The sequence below is a fragment of the Pseudomonas sp. GW822-FHT05A08 genome, assembly GCF_058800485.1.
Window position 1 is genome coordinate 2,074,738 of the sequence record NZ_CM179511.1, and the last position, 16,451, is coordinate 2,091,188.

General features: G+C 65.1%; 20 protein-coding genes. 16 read left to right on the forward strand and 4 right to left on the reverse strand.

The window, feature by feature from the left end; all coding sequences use genetic code 11:
- Window positions 1-29: 29 nt before the first annotated feature.
- From AC3RCP_RS09385 to AC3RCP_RS09400, 4 genes are all read left to right on the forward strand, one after another.
- The gene (locus AC3RCP_RS09385) at window positions 30-818 is read left to right on the forward strand and encodes a ParA family protein (RefSeq protein WP_007922498.1); all 789 of its coding nucleotides are present in this window, start codon (window positions 30-32) and stop codon (window positions 816-818) included.
- An 84-nt stretch (window positions 819-902) separates the two neighbouring features.
- Window positions 903-1,799 (forward strand): CheW domain-containing protein, encoded by an 897-nt coding sequence (locus AC3RCP_RS09390; RefSeq protein WP_101337175.1) that lies wholly within the window; start codon window positions 903-905, stop codon window positions 1,797-1,799.
- A gap of 78 nt (window positions 1,800-1,877) precedes the next feature.
- Window positions 1,878-2,360: a chemotaxis protein CheW gene (locus AC3RCP_RS09395; RefSeq protein ID WP_007922496.1), complete on the forward strand. Its 483-nt coding sequence runs from the start codon at window positions 1,878-1,880 to the stop codon at window positions 2,358-2,360.
- Window positions 2,361-2,753, forward strand: coding sequence for a DUF2802 domain-containing protein (locus tag AC3RCP_RS09400; RefSeq protein ID WP_087088858.1), 393 nt, complete (start codon window positions 2,361-2,363; stop codon window positions 2,751-2,753).
- 123 nt (window positions 2,754-2,876) lie between these two features.
- Here the strand turns inward: AC3RCP_RS09400 and AC3RCP_RS09405 are convergent, their stop codons facing one another.
- Together AC3RCP_RS09405 and fliK are read right to left on the reverse strand one after the other, a co-directional pair.
- Complete coding sequence (locus tag AC3RCP_RS09405; RefSeq protein WP_053260133.1) at window positions 2,877-3,206, reverse strand: EscU/YscU/HrcU family type III secretion system export apparatus switch protein; 330 nt, start codon at window positions 3,204-3,206, stop codon at window positions 2,877-2,879.
- Window positions 3,203-4,774, reverse strand: a complete 1,572-nt coding sequence (gene fliK, locus AC3RCP_RS09410) for a flagellar hook-length control protein FliK (RefSeq protein WP_101337176.1) — start codon at window positions 4,772-4,774, stop codon at window positions 3,203-3,205. Before fliK ends, AC3RCP_RS09405 begins: the two co-directional genes overlap by 4 nt.
- A gap of 198 nt (window positions 4,775-4,972) precedes the next feature.
- Between fliK and ccmA the strand changes: the two genes are divergently transcribed.
- The 11 genes from ccmA (at window position 4,973) to AC3RCP_RS09465 (ending at window position 13,591) form a co-directional block, all read left to right on the forward strand.
- Window positions 4,973-5,608, forward strand: a complete 636-nt coding sequence (ccmA, locus tag AC3RCP_RS09415) for a cytochrome c biogenesis heme-transporting ATPase CcmA (protein WP_007922031.1) — start codon at window positions 4,973-4,975, stop codon at window positions 5,606-5,608.
- Window positions 5,605-6,273: a heme exporter protein CcmB gene (gene ccmB, locus AC3RCP_RS09420; protein WP_007922033.1), complete on the forward strand. Its 669-nt coding sequence runs from the start codon at window positions 5,605-5,607 to the stop codon at window positions 6,271-6,273. The genes ccmA and ccmB overlap by 4 nt, the downstream gene beginning before the upstream one ends.
- Window positions 6,274-6,349: 76 nt before the next feature.
- Window positions 6,350-7,105 (forward strand): heme ABC transporter permease, encoded by a 756-nt coding sequence (locus tag AC3RCP_RS09425; protein ID WP_007922035.1) that lies wholly within the window; start codon window positions 6,350-6,352, stop codon window positions 7,103-7,105.
- Entirely contained in the window at window positions 7,102-7,278 is a 177-nt protein-coding gene (ccmD, locus tag AC3RCP_RS09430; RefSeq protein ID WP_007922041.1) for a heme exporter protein CcmD, read from the forward strand. The genes AC3RCP_RS09425 and ccmD overlap by 4 nt, the downstream gene beginning before the upstream one ends.
- Window positions 7,275-7,730 carry a cytochrome c maturation protein CcmE gene (gene ccmE / locus AC3RCP_RS09435; RefSeq protein ID WP_009047728.1) on the forward strand — a complete coding sequence of 152 codons (456 nt, stop codon included), beginning with the start codon at window positions 7,275-7,277 and terminating at the stop codon, window positions 7,728-7,730. Before ccmD ends, ccmE begins: the two co-directional genes overlap by 4 nt.
- A 3-nt stretch (window positions 7,731-7,733) precedes the next feature.
- Window positions 7,734-9,722, forward strand: a complete 1,989-nt coding sequence (locus AC3RCP_RS09440) for a heme lyase CcmF/NrfE family subunit (RefSeq protein ID WP_101337177.1) — start codon at window positions 7,734-7,736, stop codon at window positions 9,720-9,722.
- A complete protein-coding gene (locus AC3RCP_RS09445; protein ID WP_007922047.1) occupies window positions 9,719-10,255 on the forward strand; it encodes a DsbE family thiol:disulfide interchange protein in 537 nt (178 codons plus the stop codon). The genes AC3RCP_RS09440 and AC3RCP_RS09445 overlap by 4 nt, the downstream gene beginning before the upstream one ends.
- Complete coding sequence (locus tag AC3RCP_RS09450) at window positions 10,252-10,722, forward strand: cytochrome c-type biogenesis protein (RefSeq protein ID WP_007922049.1); 471 nt, start codon at window positions 10,252-10,254, stop codon at window positions 10,720-10,722. The genes AC3RCP_RS09445 and AC3RCP_RS09450 overlap by 4 nt, the downstream gene beginning before the upstream one ends.
- Window positions 10,719-11,921, forward strand: a complete 1,203-nt coding sequence (ccmI, locus tag AC3RCP_RS09455; RefSeq protein ID WP_053260138.1) for a c-type cytochrome biogenesis protein CcmI — start codon at window positions 10,719-10,721, stop codon at window positions 11,919-11,921. Before AC3RCP_RS09450 ends, ccmI begins: the two co-directional genes overlap by 4 nt.
- Window positions 11,922-11,932: 11 nt before the next feature.
- On the forward strand, window positions 11,933-12,334 hold the full coding sequence (locus AC3RCP_RS09460; protein ID WP_007922056.1) for a hypothetical protein: 402 nt from the start codon (window positions 11,933-11,935) through the stop codon (window positions 12,332-12,334).
- Window positions 12,335-12,448: 114 nt separating this feature from the next.
- Window positions 12,449-13,591, forward strand: a complete 1,143-nt coding sequence (locus tag AC3RCP_RS09465; protein ID WP_492569702.1) for a hypothetical protein — start codon at window positions 12,449-12,451, stop codon at window positions 13,589-13,591.
- Window positions 13,592-13,597: 6 nt separating this feature from the next.
- On the opposite strand, the gene AC3RCP_RS09470 is transcribed toward AC3RCP_RS09465, so the two are convergent.
- Window positions 13,598-14,497 carry a LysR family transcriptional regulator gene (locus AC3RCP_RS09470; RefSeq protein ID WP_492569704.1) on the reverse strand — a complete coding sequence of 300 codons (900 nt, stop codon included), beginning with the start codon at window positions 14,495-14,497 and terminating at the stop codon, window positions 13,598-13,600.
- A 62-nt stretch (window positions 14,498-14,559) separates the two neighbouring features.
- On the reverse strand, window positions 14,560-15,477 hold the full coding sequence (locus AC3RCP_RS09475; RefSeq protein ID WP_492569705.1) for a LysR family transcriptional regulator: 918 nt from the start codon (window positions 15,475-15,477) through the stop codon (window positions 14,560-14,562).
- 112 nt (window positions 15,478-15,589) lie between these two features.
- Here AC3RCP_RS09475 and AC3RCP_RS09480 point away from each other — a divergent pair, with 112 nt between their 5' ends.
- Window positions 15,590-16,402 (forward strand): phytanoyl-CoA dioxygenase family protein, encoded by an 813-nt coding sequence (locus AC3RCP_RS09480; RefSeq protein ID WP_087088845.1) that lies wholly within the window; start codon window positions 15,590-15,592, stop codon window positions 16,400-16,402.
- Window positions 16,403-16,451 lie beyond the last annotated feature (49 nt).

Genomic DNA, 16,451 nt, shown 5'->3' on the forward strand with positions numbered 1-16,451 from the left:
GCCCGTGCCTGCCGGGAGGAACAATCTGAATGAGAGTCTGGGCAGTTGCCAATCAAAAGGGTGGCGTCGGTAAGACCACCAGTTCCATCGCTTTAGCCGGGTTGCTGGCCGAGGCGGGCAAGCGCGTGGTCGTGGTCGATCTCGACCCCCACGGCTCCATGACCAGCTATTTCGGCTATGACCCCGACAGCCTGGAACACAGTAACTACGACCTGTTCCTGCACAAGGGCAGCGTTCCCGAGGGCTTGCCCGGGCAGTTGCTGCTGTCGACCAGCGACGAACGTATTTCCCTGCTGCCCTCGAGTACCGCGCTGGCTACCCTGGAGCGCCAGTCGCCGGGGCAGAGCGGCCTGGGCCTGGTGATCGCCAAGAGCCTGGCGCAGCTGTGGCAGGATTTCGACTATGCGGTGATCGACAGCCCGCCGTTGCTCGGCGTGCTGATGGTCAATGCCTTGGCGGCGAGCCAGCAACTGGTGATCCCGGTGCAGACCGAGCACCTGGCGGTCAAGGGCCTGGAGCGCATGGTCAATACCTTGGCGATGATCAACCGCTCGCGCAAACAGGCGCTGCCGTTCAGCATCGTGCCGACCCTGTTCGACCGCCGCACCCAGGCGTCCCTGGGCACCTTGCGGGTGCTGCGCGACAAGTTCCCGGATGAGATCTGGCAAGGCTATATCCCGGTCGACACGCGCCTGCGCGATGCCAGCCGGGCCGGGTTGACGCCTTCGCAGTTCGACGGCAAGAGTCGCGGCGTACTGGCCTATCGCGCCTTGCTCAAGCACCTGCTAGCCCAGCAACTTGTCCCGCAGGTGGCCTGACGTGGCGGAGCATTCAAGTCTGCTGCCGGTCTGGCCGATAAACCCTACAGGTCACTGTGCTGGGCTTTATCCGTGGGCATCCTTATGAACCGTCCTGTCGACGTCACGTCCCGGCCGCAGTTGGCGCTGCAATCCTACCTGGACGCGTTGCTGCAGGACGCCACCGAAGAAGAGTTCGCGGTTCCCGAGGCGCTGCCGCAGGTTCAGGCAGCCGTTGCAGAGGTGGCGGTGTCGAGCGAGGTCCTGGATGAGTTCCAGGCCGCGGTGCTCGAAGAACAGGCTCGCGATGCCCAGGTCCAGCGTGCGCCGGCTGCGGTTGTCGCGCCGGTAGTGCGGGTCGAGGAAGCGGTGGTCGCCCCCGTGCTGGAGGCGCCCGCGCCATTGCCGGCCACCGTGTCGACCGTTGCGCCCTTGTTGCAAGGCCTGGTCGAACCGGTGGTCGAGGTGCATCGGCCACCCAGCAGCACGCCACCCCCGGTGGCGGGTGACGACCGGCCGAGCTGGGCGGCGGAACCCTTCGAGTGCCTGCTGTTCGATGTCGCCGGGTTGACCCTGGCGGTGCCGCTGGTCTGCCTGGGGTCGATCTACTCCCTGGCGGGGCATGAACTGACGCCGCTGTTCGGTCAGCCGGAGTGGTTCCTCGGGATCCTGCCGAGCCAGGCCGGCAACCTGAAGGTGCTGGATACCGCGCGCTGGGTGATGCCGGATCGCTACCGCGACGACTTCCGTCAGGGCCTGCAATACGTGATCTCGGTCCAGGGCTACGAGTGGGGGCTGGCGGTGCATCAGGTCAGCCGCTCGTTGCGCCTGGACCCGAACGAAATCAAATGGCGCAGCCACCGTGGCCAGCGGCCATGGCTGGCGGGCACGGTCATCGAGCATATGTGCGCGCTGCTGGACGTTTCCGAGCTGGCCGAGCTGATCGCCAGCGGCGGCGCGAAACACATGGCTATCAGTAAACCGGCGCCGAAGCCGATATAGACCAACAACAGGCTGCGCCGACGGTGCGGCCACACAGAACACACACCGTTTCCAACGGTTTTTTGAGGGGTCAGGGGTATGAATAAGTCGTCGTCTGCACAGAGTTCCGAAGATCCGATCCTGCAATGGGTAACCTTCAAGCTGGATAACGAGTCCTACGGCATCAACGTGATGCGCGTGCAGGAAGTCCTGCGCTACACCGAGATCGCACCGGTACCGGGTGCCCCGAGCTACGTGCTGGGCATCATTAACCTGCGCGGCAACGTGGTGACCGTGATCGACACCCGCCAGCGCTTCGGCCTGGTGCCGACCGAGGTCAATGACAACACCCGTATCGTGATCATCGAAGCCGACAAGCAAGTGGTCGGGATCATGGTCGACAGCGTGGCGGAAGTGGTTTACCTGCGTCAGTCGGAAGTCGAGACCGCGCCGAACGTCGGTAACGAAGAGTCGGCCAAGTTCATCCAGGGCGTGTGCAACAAGAACGGCGAGCTGCTGATTCTGGTTGAGCTGGACAAGATGATGAGCGAAGAAGAGTGGTCGGAACTGGAGAGTATCTGATTGATTCTCGAGGTTGCGGTTATTGTCCTGTTCCTCTTTTGGGCAGGCACACTGGCGATGTTCCTGGCCTATATCCGTGCTCAGCGGCAGATCGCCGCCCAGCAGGCCCAGGGCGATGCGCTGCGCGATCAGCGCATCAAGGACCTGGCCAAGCGCGTCGACGATTACCAGAACGGTACGGTGCGCATGGGCGAAGACCTGCATGAGCTGCGCGCGGTGGTCGGCCCGTTGCCGGACAAGCTGGCCCAGCTGGAACAGCGCGATCCGTCGAGCCTGTCCTTCGCCCAGGCCGCGCGCCTGGTGGGCATGGGCGCCAGCGTCGACGAACTGACTCAGTCCTGCGGCTTGACCCAGGCCGAGGCCGAGTTGATGAGTAAGTTACATAGAAGCTAGCTGCAAGCTACAAGCCGCAAGCTTCAAGCTGGAATCTTGTAGCTTGTAGCTTGTAGCTTGTAGCTTGTAGCTTGTAGCTTGTAGCTTGTAGCTTGTAGCTTGTAGCTTGTAGCTTGTAGCTCTTCAGTAATCCTCCCCGCTTTCCGTCACATCTTTCTCCAGCGCCGCTTCCTGCGGCTCATGCCCGGCCGGGAACTTGCCCTTGAGGTTCCAGGCGAAGGCGATGATTTCGGCAATGGTCCGGTACAACTCCTCGGGAATGCTGTCGCCCAGTTCCATGCGCGCCAGCAGTTTCACCAGCTCGGCGTTCTCATAGATCGGCACTTCACAGTCGCGGGCGATTTTCAGGATGGCTTCGGCCAGTTCGTCGTCACCCTTGGCGGTCAGCGTGGGGGCGTGCTGGCCGTCGTACTTGAGGGCGATGGCCTGGCGTGGCGGGTTGGGATTATTCATGCGGTTTCATCGACCCAGCGTTGTTCCAGTCGGGTTTTCGGGCCCTGCGGCGGTGTGCCGAGATGGCAGTCCAGATCGCCCACATCCAGGCCGGACGCGAGCAGCCGTTCACGCAGGCTGCCCAGATGGCTTTCGATCAGGCTCGCGGTAAATGGCCGCTGCGCCCAGAGCTGGCTGGACAGGCGGCCCTTGAGCAATTGCGCCTGCACCTGCAGCGGGCCCAGGGGCTCGAGGTCGAACGCCAGTTCGACGCGCCACAGCTGCTGTTTCGGTTCGCGTTCCTCGCGTTTTTCCTCGGGCGGTTTTTCCGCCGGGTCTTCGCGCTGGAACTTGACCTGCAGGGGCACGACGTCCTGCATCGTGCGCATCGGGATCTCCAGTTGCCAGGTGGTCAGCAGCCGCCCGTCATCGGTCAGGCCGCTCTGTTCCAGGCTCGCCAGCTGATGGCTCTGCAGGCGCGAAACAGCGGCCGCGGCCAGGCGCAGCAGGTGTTCCAGGTCGCCTTCCTCCTCAAGGCTTTGCAGCAGCCGCGAGGGCAGGGGGAAGCCACCGGGCTGGGGCCTGGCGCTGACCTGGCCGAGGGTCCCCAGGGCGCTGCGCACGAAGCTCGGCAGCACCTGGGCCAGGGTGTTGGCGGCAATGATCGCGTTGAAGCTGGTGCTGGCCGGCAGGCCCGGCGTCATCTGGGCGATCAGGCGCAACAGGTTGCCTTTCAGGTCAGCCGCCAGGGCCGGATTGTCGCCGGCCAGCAGCCGCGACTCGAAGAAGGCGCCGCTGTTACCCAGGGCCAGGGCCAGCGCCTTGGGATTGCTCAGTTGCTGCAGGTCGGGCAGGCCGGCGAGCAACTTGTCCACCGCGGCGCGCAGTTCGCTGGAGGTGTCGTCGGAGGGCGGCAGGTTCTGCAACGCATTGATCAGGCCCGTCAGCGAGGCCTGGCGGCTTTGCTGGGCGGCCAGTTGCTGGGCGATCGCCAGTTGCTCCTGACGCCCGCTCAGCGGCACGAAGCTCAAGCTCTGCGAGCCTTGCACCAGGGCGCTCAGCAGGCTGCCGATGCGCAGGGGTTGCGGGCTGTCGATGCTCAGGGTGCTGCCGCTCAAGGCGGTGTTGAGCAGGCTCACCAGTGAGCGGTAGACCGCCGGTTGTCCGGCTGCCTGGGGTTGTAGCTGGGTGGTCAGCACCTTGCCTTGCAGCAGGGTGCCCACGGGAAGCTGTGCGGTGTCGAGGCGGGTCAGGGTGGCGACGCTGGCGGCAATCGCCTGCTGCACGGTGATGGCCAGGTTGCCGGCCGAGGGCTGGGTCACCGCCAGGCTGGTGCCCAGGGGCAGCGCCTGGTTGCTGGTGGCCTGGACGGTGGTCTGCCGGCCGCTGTCGAGGGTCAGCTTGAGCAACAGTTGGAACGTCTGGTCCGCCTGCTTGAGCGACAGTACTTCGGCCTTGGCCGATTGGCCGGCGGCGATCAGGCCTTCCAGGGGCTGCAGCAACTTGAGCAGCTCACCGCTGATCGGCAGCGCGCGCACGGTTCCCGGCGTCAGTTGGGGCAGCGGAGGAAGGGTGATTTCACCTGTCATCTGGACACAACCTGTGGAGAAATAAGCCCTCTTGAGAGTAGGGCATCGCATGTATAATGCCGCCCGTCTTCGGGGAGCGTGGCGAAAACATCGCAAAAGTTTGACGCAGCTCTCTGGAACAGGCCGCCGATGCGTTTATTCTGCATCTCTTTAACGGCTGCTCCACCGCCGACTTGAACCGTAAAGGCCCGCGATCATTTGACCAGTCCTCTTCTAGAAGCCGTAGCGCTTGCCTGTGAGCGCGACCTGCGGCTGCTCTTCGAAAAGCTCGAACTGCGTCTGGCCAGCGGCGACATGTTGCAGATCAGCGGTCCCAACGGCAGCGGCAAGACCAGCCTGTTGCGCCTGCTGGCAGGGCTGATGCAGCCGACCAGCGGCCAGGTGCTGCTCAACGGCCAGCCGCTCAACGCCCAGCGCGCGGAGCTGGCGCGCAACCTGTTGTGGATCGGCCATGCGGCGGGGATCAAGGACCTGTTGACCCCCGAGGAAAACCTCAGCTGGCTCTGCGCCCTGCATCAGCCCGCCGATCGCGAGGCGATCTGGCAGGCCCTGGCGGCGGTCGGCCTGCGCGGTTTCGAGGATGTGCCCTGTCATACCCTGTCCGCCGGCCAGCAGCGCCGGGTGGCGCTGGCCCGGTTGTACCTGGACAGCCCGCCGCTGTGGATTCTCGACGAACCCTTCACCGCCCTGGACAAACAGGGCGTGGCGCAACTGGAAGAACACCTGGCCGGCCACTGCGAACGCGGCGGCATGGTGATCCTCACCACCCACCACACACTGAGCCGCCTGCCGGCCGGCTATCGCGACATCGATCTGGGGCATTGGGCCGTATGAGTGTTTTCGGACTGCTGGTTGCCCGCGAATCCCGGCTGCTGTTCCGCCGTCCCGCCGAACTGGCCAACCCGCTGGTGTTTTTCGCCATCGTTGTCTCACTGTTCCCGTTGGCGGTGGGACCTGAGACACAATTGTTGCAAACCTTGTCTCCAGGGCTAGTCTGGGTAGCGGCCTTATTATCGGTTTTGCTCTCGCTGGACGGGCTTTTTCGCAGTGATTTCGAGGACGGATCCCTGGAGCAGTGGGTCCTTTCGCCGCACCCCCTGCCTCTTCTGGTTCTGGCCAAGGTGCTGGCACACTGGGCCTTTTCCGGCCTGGCACTGGTATTGCTTGCGCCCCTGTTGGCACTGATGCTCGGTCTGCCCACAGCCTGTCTGCCGGTGCTGTTGCTGTCCCTTCTGTTGGGCACTCCGGTGCTCAGCCTGCTGGGAGCGGTGGGCGCGGCGTTGACGGTAGGACTCAAGCGTGGCGGCCTGTTGCTGGCGCTGCTGATCCTGCCTTTGTACATCCCGGTATTGATTCTCGGCAGCGGCGCCTTGCAGGCGGCCTTGCAGGGCATGCCGGCGACCGGTTACCTGCTGTGGCTTGGGAGCCTGACCGCCCTGGCAGTAACGCTGACACCTTTTGCAATAGCGGCTGGCCTGAAGATCAGCGTCGGCGAATAATGAGGTCTGATCAAATTTTGATCAGTAAAGACCCTGGCTGTGCGTGACAACGCGCGGCACCCGTGATGGAAACAGTATGAACTGGACCTGGTTTCATAAGCTCGGCTCGCCCAAGTGGTTTTACGGCATCAGCAGCAAGCTGTTGCCCTGGCTGAGCATCGCAGCCTTGCTGCTGATCACCGTCGGCGTCGTTTGGGGCCTGGCCTTCGCGCCGCCGGACTATCAGCAAGGCAACAGCTTTCGCATCATCTACATCCACGTTCCCGCCGCCATGCTGGCCCAGTCCATCTACGTGATGCTGGCGGTGTGCGGGGTGGTGGGCCTGGTGTGGAAGATGAAACTGGCCGACGTCGCCCTGCAATGCGCGGCGCCCATCGGTGCCTGGATGACCGCCGTGGCGCTGGTCACCGGGGCCATCTGGGGCAAGCCGACCTGGGGCTCGTGGTGGGTCTGGGACGCGCGCCTGACCTCCATGCTGATCCTGCTGTTCCTGTACTTCGGCCTGATCGCCCTGGGCAACGCCATCAGCAATCGCGACAGTGCGGCCAAGGCCTGCGCGGTGCTGGCCATCGTCGGGGTGATCAACATCCCGATCATCAAATACTCGGTGGAGTGGTGGAACACCCTGCACCAGGGCGCGACCTTCACCCTCACCGAAAAGCCGGCGATGCCCGTCGAGATGTGGCTGCCGCTGTTGCTGACCGTGCTGGGCTTCTATTGTTTCTTCGGCGCCGTGCTGTTGCTGCGCATGCGTCTCGAAGTGCTCAAGCGCGAAGCCCGCGCCAGCTGGGTCAGGGCCGAAGTGCAGAACAGCCTGGAGGCGGCATCATGAGTTTTTCGTCCTTCGCCGACTTTCTCGCCATGGGCCATCATGGCCTGTATGTCTGGTCAGCCTACGGCATCTGCCTGGTGGTGCTGATCCTCAACGTGGCGGTGCCGTTGCTGGCCCGCAAGCGTTACCTGCAACAAGAGGCGCGTCGTCTGCGCCGGGAGAACAATCAGTGAATCCGCTGCGTAAAAAGCGTCTGTTGATCATCCTCGGTGTGCTGGGCGGCGTGGGCGTTGCCGTCGGTCTGGCGCTGAGCGCCCTGCAACAGAACATCAATCTGTTCTACACCCCGACCCAGATCGCCAACGGCGAAGCCCCCCATGACACGCGGATCCGCGCCGGCGGCATGGTGCAGATGGGCTCGCTGCAACGCTCGGCGGACTCGCTGGACGTGCGCTTCGTGGTCACCGACTTCAACAAGGCCGTGACCATCACCTACCGCGGCATCCTCCCGGATCTGTTCCGCGAAGGGCAGGGCATCGTCGCCCTGGGCAAGCTCAACGCCGACGGCGTGGTGGTGGCCGACGAAGTGCTGGCCAAGCACGACGAGAAGTACATGCCGCCGGAAGTGACCAAGGCCCTGAAAGACAGTGGGCAAATGGCGCCGGCTCCGGCCAAGGAGGGCTGAGCGATGACATCCGCAATCTTCATTCCCGAGTTCGGCCATCTGGCGATGATCCTGGCCCTGTGTTTTGCCCTGGTCCAGGCCGTGGTGCCGCTGCTCGGCGCCTGGCGTGGCGACCGTCTGTGGATGGGCCTGGCGCAGCCCGCGGCCTGGGGGCAGTTCGCCTTTCTGACCTTCGCCTTCGGCTGCCTGACCTATGCCTTCATGGTCGACGATTTCTCGGTGGCCTATGTCGCCAGCAACTCCAACAGCGCCTTGCCCTGGTACTACAAGTTCAGCGCGGTATGGGGCGCCCACGAGGGCTCGTTGCTGCTCTGGGCGCTGATCCTCGGGGGCTGGACCTTCGCCGTGTCGGTGTTCTCCCGACAGTTGCCGCAAGTGATGCTGGCGCGGGTGCTGGCGGTGATGGGCATGATCAGCACCGGCTTCCTGCTGTTCCTGATCGTCACCTCCAACCCCTTCGCGCGGATTCTGCCGCAGGTGCCCGGCGACGGCCGCGACCTCAACCCGCTGCTGCAGGACATCGGCCTGATCGTGCACCCGCCGATGCTCTACATGGGCTATGTCGGTTTCTCCGTGGCTTTCGCCTTCGCCATCGCAGCCTTGCTTGGCGGTCGCCTGGACGCGGCCTGGGCGCGCTGGTCGCGGCCCTGGACCATAGTCGCCTGGGCATTCCTCGGCATCGGTATCACCCTCGGCTCCTGGTGGGCCTACTACGAACTCGGCTGGGGTGGCTGGTGGTTCTGGGACCCGGTGGAAAATGCCTCGTTCATGCCGTGGCTGGTGGGCACCGCGTTGATCCATTCGCTGGCGGTCACCGAAAAGCGCGGCGTGTTCAAGAGCTGGACCGTGCTGCTGGCCATCGCCGCGTTCTCCCTGAGCCTGCTGGGGACCTTCCTGGTGCGTTCCGGGGTGCTGACCTCGGTCCACGCCTTCGCCTCGGACCCCGAGCGCGGCGTGTTCATCCTGATCTTCCTGCTGTTCGTGGTCGGCGGTTCGCTGACCCTGTTCGCCCTGCGCGCGCCGGTGGTCAAGAGTCAGGTCGGCTTCAACCTGTGGTCGCGGGAAACCCTGCTGCTGGGCAACAACCTGGTGCTGGTGGTGGCGGCCTCGATGATCCTGCTGGGCACCCTGTACCCGCTGGTACTGGACGCCCTGACCGGGGCCAAGCTGTCGGTCGGCCCGCCGTACTTCAATGCGCTGTTCATTCCACTGATGGCGCTGCTGATGGTGGTGATGGCGGTGGGCGTGGTGGTGCGTTGGAAAGACACCCCGGTGAAATGGCTGGTAAGCATGCTGACCCCGGTGCTGCTGGGCAGCGCCGCACTGGCGGTGGTGGCCGGTATCGTCTACGGCGACTTCAACTGGGCAGTGCTGGCGACCTTCATGCTGGCGGCCTGGGTGTTGCTCGCCGGGGTCCGCGACATCTTCGACAAGACCCGCCACAAAGGCCTGGTCAAGGGCCTGCCGGGCCTGACCCGCAGCTACTGGGGCATGCAACTGGCGCACCTGGGCATCGCGGTCTGCGCCCTGGGCGTGGTGCTGTCGAGCCAGAACAGCGCCGAGCGCGACCTGCGCCTGGAGCCGGGCGAGTCCATGGACCTGGCCGGTTATCACTTCGTCTTCGAGGGCGCCAAGCATTTCGAAGGCCCCAACTTCACCTCCGACAAGGGCACGGTGCGGGTGGTCCGCGACGGCAAGGAGGTTGCTGTGCTGCACCCGGAAAAACGCCTCTACACGGTACAGAACTCGGTGATGACCGAGGCCGGCATCGACGCCGGCTTCACCCGTGACCTCTACGTCGCCCTCGGCGAGCCGCTGGGCGATGGCGCCTGGGCCGTGCGGGTGCACGTCAAGCCGTTCGTGCGCTGGATCTGGTTCGGCGGCCTGCTCACCGGTTTCGGCGGCCTGCTGGCGGCCCTCGACCGGCGTTACCGGGTCAAGGTGAAGACCCGGGTGCGCGAAGCCCTGGGCATGACAGGAGCCACTGCATGAGACGCTGGATAATGTTGTTGCCGCTGGCGCTGTTCCTGCTGGTGGCGGTGTTCCTGTACCGCGGGTTGTACCTGGACCCGGCCGAGCTGCCGTCGGCGATGATCGGCAAGCCGTTCCCGGAGTTTTCCCTGCCGTCGGTGCAGGGCGACAAGACCCTGACCCGCGCCGACCTGCTGGGCAAGCCGGCGCTGGTCAACGTCTGGGGTACCTGGTGCATTTCCTGCCGGGTCGAGCACCCGGTGCTGAACAAGCTGGCGCAGCAGGGCGTGACCATCTACGGCGTCAACTACAAGGACGTCAACGCCGACGCCCTGAAGTGGCTGGTCGAATTCCACAACCCTTACCAGCTGGATATCCGTGACGAGGAGGGCACCCTGGGCCTGAACCTCGGGGTGTACGGCGCGCCGGAAACCTTCTTCATCGACGCCAAGGGCATCATCCGCGACAAATACGTCGGGGTGATCGACGAAACGGTGTGGCGCGAGAAGCTGGCCGCGAAGTATCAAGCCCTGGCCGACGAGGCCAAGCCATGAAGCGTTGGCTGGCCGCGGCCGTCCTGGGCCTGAGTATCGCTGGCGTGGCCCACGCCGCGATCGATACCTACGAATTCGCCAACGACGCCGAGCGCGAGCGCTTTCGCGAGTTGACCAAAGAGCTGCGTTGCCCCAAGTGCCAGAACCAGGACATCGCCGACTCCAATGCGCCGATCGCCGCGGACTTGCGCAAGGAGATCTTCCGCATGCTCGGCGAAGGCAAGGACAACCAGCAGATCATCGATTTCATGGTCGACCGCTATGGCGACTTCGTGCGCTACAAGCCGGCCCTGACCGGCAAGACCGCCTTGCTCTGGTTCGGCCCCGCCGGCCTGCTGTTGGGGGGCGTGGTGATCATCGCCGTGATCGTCCGGCGTCGGCGCGTGCAGCGCAGCGACAACCCGAGCACACTTTCCGCCGAGGAGCGTCAGCGCCTCGACCAACTGTTGGATAAAGACCGCGAATGATTGATTTCTGGCTCGCCGCAGGCCTGCTGCTCCTGGTAGCCCTGAGTTTTCTGCTGATCCCGGTTCTACGCGGCCGTCGCGCCCAGCGTGAAGAGGATCGTACCGCGCTGAACGTGGCGCTTTATCAAGAACGCGTGGCCGAGCTGCAAGGCCAGCAGGCCGAAGGCGTGCTCAGCGCCGAGCAGATGGACAGCGGCCGCGCCGAAGCCGCGCGCGAACTGCTGGCCGATACCGAGGGCGCGGAACTGGCTGGGGTATCGCGCCTGGGCAAGCCGCTGCCATTGCTGGCGGCGCTGCTGGTGCCGCTATTGGGCCTGGGCCTGTACCTGCATTTCGGCGCCAGCGACAAGGTCGAGCTGACCCGTGAATTCGCCCAGGCCCCGCAATCCATGGAAGAGATGACCCGCCGCCTCGAGCGCGCGGTCGCCGCCCAGCCGGATTCCGCCGAGGGCCTGTACTTCCTCGGTCGTACCTACATGGCCCAGGACCGCCCAGCGGACGCGGCGAAGATCTTCGAGCGCACCGTGGCCCTGGCCGGGCGCCAGCCGGAACTGCTCGGCCAGTGGGCGCAGGCGCAGTATTTCGCCGACGGCAAGCGGTGGTCGGACAAGGTCCAGGCCCTGACCGACGAAGCGCTGAAGGCCGATCCGAAGGAAGTCACCAGCCTCGGCCTGCTGGGCATCGCCGCCTTCGAAGGCGAGCGTTATCAAGAGGCCATCGATTACTGGAACCGCCTGCTGGCGCAATTGCCGGCGGACGACAACTCGCGCGCCGCGCTGCAGGGCGGTATCGACCGGGCCACCGAGAAGCTGCTGGCCAGCGGCGGCAAAGTGGCCCAGGCGCCCGCGCCCAAGGCCGCCGCGCTGCTCAAGGTGCGTGTCGACCTGGCCGCCGAGCTGAAAGCCAAGGTGCAGCCGGGCGACAGCGTGTTCATCTTTGCCCGCGCCACTTCCGGGCCGCCGGCGCCACTGGCGGCCAAGCGCCTGACCGTGGCCGACCTGCCGGTGACGGTGGAGCTGGGGGATGCCGACGCGATGATGCCGCAGTTGAAACTGTCGAACTTCCCGGAAGTCCAACTGGTTGCACGCATTTCCCGCGCCGGCCAACCGACTGCCGGCGAGTGGGTCGGTCGCAGCAAGCCCCTGGCCAGCAGCACCACCGCGCCGCAACAACTGACCATCGACAGCCCGGATAAATAAGAGAAGCCGCCATGACCGCCATTGCCCGCATCACCCTGTTAACACTGGTCCTGGGGTTGAGCGCCTGTGCGGTCCAGCAGCCGACGCCGCCCGAGACGCTGCCACCGATTCCGCCCGCGCAACCCACTACCAAGCCGACGCCCGGCACCCCGAGCAAACCCGCCACGCCGATCAAGCCGGCCAAGCCGTTGCCGCGCACTTCCGCGAGCTTCGCGCCGCCACCGGGCGGCAACAGCCACTGGGACCCGCGCCTGGGCGTCTATGTGCTGGATAACCAGACCAACACCTTCTACCGCCAGCGCACCTACTACCGCTGGAACAACGGCTGGAGCCGTTCCATCAGCCCCGACGGGCCATGGGAAGAGACCGATATCCACGGCGTGCCATCGGGCCTGGGGCGCCAGTTCCAGTAAGCGGCTCTCAGTAAGCGGCGACCACTGAGCGGACCGCGGGCGGGTCCGGTTCAAGCAGCCGGTTGGATGGCCGATACCCCAGGGTGTTCCTGAGTATCGCCATCCGAGCGCCCGATGAAGAAAAGCCTGAACAAACCCTATTTCGCACCCATGGCCTTCGGGCTCTGTGTTGTCGCTGTGTTGCTCGCCCTGCATGGCTTCGCCGATGTCGAAGTGCCGCAGCTGATCTACTTCTCCCTGGCACCGGTGTATTTGCTGGTGCTGTTTATCTTCCTCTACTACTTCTTCTGCTGGAGCTTCATCTCGGTCTTTCCCCTGGGCGAGATCGGCTGGAAGCGCGTGGACTACGGCTGGCTGTTGCTGGCGTCGCTGGCGCTGATCGGCGAGACCCAGAGCGTCAGGACCGAATGGTTCCAGAGCGACTATCGACTGGCCGAGTCCCATGAAGCCTCGACCCAGAGGCGCCTCAAGGCCGAGATCGACGATCTGCTGGGCCCGGAGCATTGCCGTGCCGCCGCGACTCTCTATAGCGCCGCCGATGCCGCGCAGGTGAGCGAGCTCTGTCAGCGTTTTGCCAGGTTAGAGAGAACGGCGCAGGAGCGGCTGACGGCGCTCTCGGTGGGGACGGTGGTCCAGGCGCTGGATGAGCTTCGCGCCCGGTATTCGGCGCCGCCCGTATTGGCCTGGCTCGGCCGCCTCGATGAAACCCTGGGCGACCAGCGTAAGGTCCGGGGCGAGGTTTCCAGGCTGTATGAGCTGACCCGCGCCACCGAGACGGAGACGGTTTATCGCTACTTCGTTCCAGTATTGCTGGTGTTCGCCCTGGCGCTGCGCGCCTCGAAGGTCACCGGCGAGGTGCTGCTCAAGGCCCCGCGCAAACGCAAAGTGTGGATGATCATCAACCGGCGCATGGTGATCGATGGCCTGGGGTTTGTCCGCGGCGCTCGCAGCCGCTTCGACGAAGCGCTGCGCAACTGGCGCGTGGCGAAGTGGGACGTGGTGCACCTGGCCTGTCCGTTCCTGCCTGAAGTCAGTGCCGTCGATGCCCAGGTCGCCGTGGTGCCCGGCTTCTACGAAAACGAGTTCCAGCTGGCGGCTATCGACACCTTCGAGCAGTGCGGGTTTGTCGAGTGGGCGGCTGCCCAATCGATCGAAACCTTGTATCTGGTGGGCGAAACCGACCCTGCGCTGATCGAACGGGTCCAACGCTGGGGCGAGGCGGCCAAGGTCGAAGTGCTGGTACGTGGGCGAATCTGACGTCGCTCAACCTTGAGTGGCATCCGGGCGGGTCAGCAGTTGCTGGACAAAGTCGACGAAGGCCCGGGCCTTGGCGCTGGTCAGCCGCCCGGTAGGGAACACCGCCCATAGCTCCTGGCGGGGCAGCGTCCAGTCCGACATCACTTCGCGCACCGTGCCACTGGCCAGCTCGGGGGCGAACATCCATTGCGAGGCCATGGTCAGCCCCTGATGGCCCAGCACCGACTCGCGCAACCCCTCCGCGGCGCTGACGCGAATCCGCCCGCGGACCGTCACCGATTGCTGTTCGTCGCCCCGTTCGAAGCGCCAGTGGGCACCGCCGCCGAGGCTGTAGACGATCGCCTGGTGCTTGCTCAGGTCGGCGGGGCAGGCGGGTTCGCCGTGGCGGGCGAAGTAGTCCGGGGTGGCCAATACCACGCGCCGGCATTCGCCGATCCGCCGCGCGGTCAGCCCGGAGTCGCTCAAGGGGCCCATGCGCAGGGCGACGTCGATGCCGGCCTCCACCAGATTGATATTGCGGTCATCCAGCACCACGTCGATGTCGAGCTCGGGGTGGTGTTCGAGAAAGGTCCCCAGGTGCGGCACGATGTGCAGGCGGGCGAAGGTCACCGCGGCGCAGACTCGCAGCGTGCCGCGCAGCCCCGTACCGGCCCCGCGCGCCGCGAGATCGGCTTCGTCGGCCTCTTCGAGGGCCCGCCTGGCCCGCTCGAAAAACGCCATGCCGGCCTCGGTGGGCGTCAGGCCGCGAGTCGAGCGCAGCAACAGCCGCACCGCCAGCCGCGCCTCCAGCTGGGCGATGGTTTTCGATACGGCCGGCTGGCCGATATCCAGAAGCCGGGCGGCGGCGGAAAAGGACCCGCTTTCCACCACATGAACGAAGGTTTGCATGGCTGCCAGCCGGTCCATTGGGACTCCTTGTGTGTGAACGATCGAGTGTTGTGTGGAACGCCGTCGAGCCGCGGCGCCGCTTATGGGTGCCAGCCAAACCCCGGGCTTTCGCCGAACCATTGCCGGGCCTGTTCCCGCAGGGCGTTGACCAGCGGCGAATGGCTGCGGGCCCGAGACTGGGCGAGCACGATGCGTTGCAGCGGCAGCGGTTCGGCAATCGGCCGGATCGCCAGCGGCCGCCCGTCATAGCTGTGGTCGCCGAAAGGCCGGGTATAGGCCACGGCCACGCCAAAGCCGTTGGCCACCAGCCCGCGCTGCAGTTCGAAAGAATAGGTCTTGCTGAAGTTTTGCGGCTGCAAGCCATGGAAGCGGAACAGGTCGAGGAAATGCTGCCAGCTGTAGGCCTGTTCGGTCAGCACCAGGGGGTAATCGCAGAGCTGGCGCAGGCTGACCTCGCGGTGACCGGCCAGGGGGTGCTCGGCCGGCAATAGCGCATGGGCCGACAGTTCGCACAGCACTGTGCTCTGTACCCCATCCGGCAAGCCCAGGTCATAGCTCAGCGCGGCGTCCAGGCTGCCGTTGCTCAATTGCTTGCCGATCTGGTCGAAGCCGTATTCGCGAATCGTCACCTCGATCGCCGGGTGGCGTTCCTTGAGGCCGCGCAACAGCTGCGGCAGGCAATAGGGCGCCAGGTCCTCGAAGCAGGCCAGCATCAGTTCGCCGGACAAGGTGTCGTCGTCGTCCGCCAGGCGTTCCAGCTCATGCACGCCGGCCACTATCTGCTGGGCCTTGTCCATCGCCAGGCGGCCGAACGGCGTCAGCGTCACTCCCTGTCCGCGCTGGCGAATGAACAGCACTTGCCCCAGGTGTCCTTCCAGTTCGCTGAGGGCGGCGGAGACCGCCGGCTGCGATACGTTCAGATGCTCGGCGGCCTGAGTGATGTTGCCGTGGCGGGTGACCGCCAGGGCGCAGCGCAGGTGGCGCAGACTGATCTTCATAAGAAATTCCGAGGAGCCAGATCGGATCATATTATTTTATTTTTGGATGAGCCTGGGGCAATAGTCTGGCCGTGGTCGCCGCGATCATGGCGGCCGTCACGCAGGAGCCCCTATGAACAGGTCAGTCAGCCCTTTGGTATCAGCGGCGGATATCGCAGCTTTTCAACGCGATGGCGCCATTTGTCTACGTGGTGTGTTCAAGGACTGGGTCGGGTCGATCGCCGCAGGTATCGAGCGTAACCAGCGCGAGCCGGGCCCCTATGCCACCAACGTGGTGGCGGCCGGCGAGCCGGGTGGGTTTTTCGACGATTACTGCAACTGGGAGCGCATTCCCGAATTCGTCGCCATGGTCCGTGAGTCGCCCGCGGCGGCGATTGCGGCAGCGGTGATGCAGTCGCCCAGTGCGCAGTTCTTTCACGATCATGTACTGGTCAAGGAGCCGGGCACCCAGAAGCCGACACCCTGGCACCAGGACATTCCCTATTACTTTCTCGATGGCGAGCAGACCGTCAGCCTGTGGATCCCGGTGGACCCGGTGCGCGAGGCGACCTTGCGCCTGATCGCCGGCTCCCACCTCTGGCCGCAATGGGTGCTGCCGCTGCGCTGGAAGGACGACAGCAGCTTTTACGAGGATGTCAGCCGCTATCGGCCGGTGCCGGACCCGGATGTCGAACCCGGCATGCAGGTGCTGGAGTGGCAGATGGAGCCGGGGGACGCGGTGCTGTTCGACTTCCGCACCGTGCACGGCGCACGCGGCAATCTCAGCCAGGCCCGCCGGCGCGTGCTGTCGCTGCGCTGGCTGGGCGAGGACGTGCGTTATGCCGAGCGCCCTGGCAGGACCTCGCCGCCGTACCCTGACCACGGTATGCAAGCAGGTCAGCGCCTGCGCCAGGACTGGTTCCCACAGATCTGGCCGCCAGCCTGATCTGCCTGAAAGACCTACAAGAGCCTGACAGCGTCTCAGCCGACGATCA